Origin of the sequence: Neobacillus soli NBRC 102451 (assembly GCF_001591665.1) — a bacterium.
GTDB lineage: Bacteria > Bacillota > Bacilli > Bacillales > Cytobacillaceae > Neobacillus > Neobacillus soli.
Window position 1 is genome coordinate 1 of sequence record NZ_BCVI01000115.1, and the last position, 2726, is coordinate 2726.

Annotated in this window: 3 protein-coding genes; 1 reads left to right on the plus strand and 2 read right to left on the minus strand. The window is 36.4% G+C overall.

Annotation, left to right across the window (positions count from 1 at the left end; genetic code table 11):
- Positions 1–399 precede the first annotated feature (399 nt).
- Together BSO02S_RS25870 and BSO02S_RS25875 are read right to left on the minus strand one after the other, a co-directional pair.
- Positions 400–684: a hypothetical protein gene (locus BSO02S_RS25870; protein WP_218010623.1), complete on the minus strand. Its 285-nt coding sequence runs from the start codon at positions 682–684 to the stop codon at positions 400–402.
- A 182-nt stretch (positions 685–866) separates the two neighbouring features.
- Positions 867–1574, minus strand: a complete 708-nt coding sequence (locus BSO02S_RS25875; RefSeq protein WP_066074892.1) for a DNA alkylation repair protein — start codon at positions 1572–1574, stop codon at positions 867–869.
- A gap of 256 nt (positions 1575–1830) precedes the next feature.
- Here BSO02S_RS25875 and BSO02S_RS25880 point away from each other — a divergent pair, with 256 nt between their 5' ends.
- Positions 1831–2628 carry a Cof-type HAD-IIB family hydrolase gene (locus BSO02S_RS25880; protein WP_066074894.1) on the plus strand — a complete coding sequence of 266 codons (798 nt, stop codon included), beginning with the start codon at positions 1831–1833 and terminating at the stop codon, positions 2626–2628.
- The last annotated feature ends 98 nt before the right edge of the window (positions 2629–2726 follow it).

Sequence of the window (2726 nt, forward strand, 5' to 3'; positions counted from 1 at the left end):
GGCTAGAACAAGAAGAAAGCCGCCAAAAATGGCAGCTTGATCTTAAACTCTTGCACCCTTTACTTTAAGTAGAATAATTCACAATCTTTTTTAATGTATAAGAGAGAAATTTGAAGTTTACAATGATTTATTTAATCTCTATTCCCGTATCCAATCAATTGATGTGATTTTATATTTGCATAAACCGCAAACCCACCTAATGACGGATTATCATTTGAAGGAAAGTCCACAATTAAAACTTCTTTTCCAATAAAGGTTTTATTTTTTATATTTCCCATTTTTTCTTGTAAGGTTATTTTCTGAACACTTGCATGTTCCCAATTTCCTTTGATATGCTCTTTATTATTTTCTGTGAGTTGGTTCCAAACAGTTTCCCTGACATCTAATCTCTGGGTTTTTTTATCTTGTGTTTTCTGCCGTTACTATAGATACAGCATATAAAACAATTCCTAAAATATAGATTATCAGGCCGAGATAAAACCAAACCGAGTCTATTCTAATTTTGAGTAGTAATAAAAATAAGAGAATAAGAGCGGTCGTAATTTGATAAATCCAGTAAGCCACTTTTTCTTTTCCCAATAATGGAGCAAAGAGACTTGCACGTTTAGGCCCCTCTTTACTTATTGCACTCAATAGACCATATCTTATAAGGATAATTGGTATAACTGTCAAAAATGCATTCATTCTATCCCACCTTTTAGGTCTTTAATTTACAATCGAAGTTTATTGCTACATTATTTATATTACGATTACCCCAATATATGTAGAATTACTTTTATTGAAATAAACTGCTCTGTAAGTTCAGAAACTTCAACAAAAAGAGCGTCAATCCTTCTTGGATCAACACCCCGATACTAAGCTAATTTTTAACATCTTACATATTTGCGTTTGAAACCAAGCTTCCCTCTATCCATTTCTTTTTGAATACTTTCGGCAGCGTTTAGGAAACTGCTTTTTTTCTTGTCCCGTTTGACTTCAACTGTGCCTACTTCCTTTGCGGTCTCGACTGCCTTTTCATGTAGCGGCACATATGAAATCGCCACAGTATATAGAAAATTATTCATAGCGGATTTCGTTCGTTCTGGCGAATCATGAATCGTATTTTTCGCAATATCAAGCATATTAGAAATCTTGCTTTCTGAAAATTCATGGTCTTTTCGATTCCCTAAAAGCCAGCAGTAGCAACTCCAGCCCGCTGACATTCTCAGCTCGTCACCGCTTGCAATCCATTTATCAGCAACGTCCTGTGCAAGATCTGACTCTGATAAAGTTACTGCCACGACATAGTCGGACAGCATATAAAAATACGCCCCCTCCATCCAACGATCAAAATCCGACTCAGTCATAGCTTTGGGGTCTGCAATAATTCCTGCAAAGTACATTGCATCGTAGTTACCTGTGGAATAAAGCTCTTCCGCTAAACGTTGATTTATTTTTATTTTCTTGGCGATTGGTTTCATAGCACCTGTAGCTACCCCAAAAAGCGGCTCTTGCGCACCATTGGATAGGTAGATTTTTTTAGTTCGTTCCTTACCGAGGACCTCAAGCTCCTGCATCACTGTTTCATAATCCATAGTTTTGCACTTCCTTCCTTAATATTTCTAGTTTATACTCTTTATCAAGTCTTCCATACTTCTCAATTTTACCATTAATCTTATTCAAGTATCTTTCCTTTAGTTTAATAAAAGAGCGTTTTGGAATACATTTTTATCTTTCATTGTACCGTTCCTTGCTTCCCAATAAACTTTATTTAATCTCTACACTGAGTTTACGAGGCATTAATATTCAGATGATATGATTGGTTTACCAACGAATGAGGAGGCACGATAAATGAATGTACGTGCAGTATTTATTGATATGGATGGTACACTACTAACAGCCTCAAACAACATTTCCCATCGAAATATGGAAGCCATTTATGGTCTCATTAATCAGGGAGTCCAAGTTTTTCTAGCTACTGGCCGACACTATGAAGTAACCGCTCCCTACCATAAAGAAATTGGATTACGAACTCCAATGATCTGTTTGAATGGTGCCGCTATTCACGAGGCAGAGACAGGCAGAGCATTGCAAATGAAAACCGTCCAATTGAACGAAGAACGCTTCCACCATCTGACCACTGAAAATCCTTGTAATGTTATGATTCACACAGCAAATGGGCTTTATTGTAAGGAAACAAATGAAGAAATTGAGTATTGGACAAAAGTCGGGCAAATTCCGCCGCGTTATATTGGAGATTTAAGACAGGCAAATTATCAAGATGTTCTTAAATATAGTGTTCGAATAGGTGCACCAAGACCTGATTTATCTGCTTTGTTTAAAAAGGAAGCAGAAGTCATCAATTGGAATGACGGGTTTGAATTGCTTGCTCCTAATGTTTCCAAATGGTCTGCTATAAAAAGCTTACTTCAGACATTTCGAATTAGTCCAAGCGAAGTCGTAGCGATTGGAGACGGACCCAATGATATAGAGATGCTTCGAAATGTCGGTACTGGCGTGGCAATGAGGAACGCTAGCGAAGAGGTTAAAGCAGCAGCTGATTTTGTTACAGGACATCATGAAAATGATGGATTGGCTGAGTTTATAGAAACTTATCTTCATAATTCATATAAATCATATGTGATTTAGGATTATTTTAAAATAACTTTTTGTAATAAAAAATGACAGGTGTGATCTATTTCGTTAGATTCATACCTGTCATTTTTTTATCGTAATTTCTCCAAATC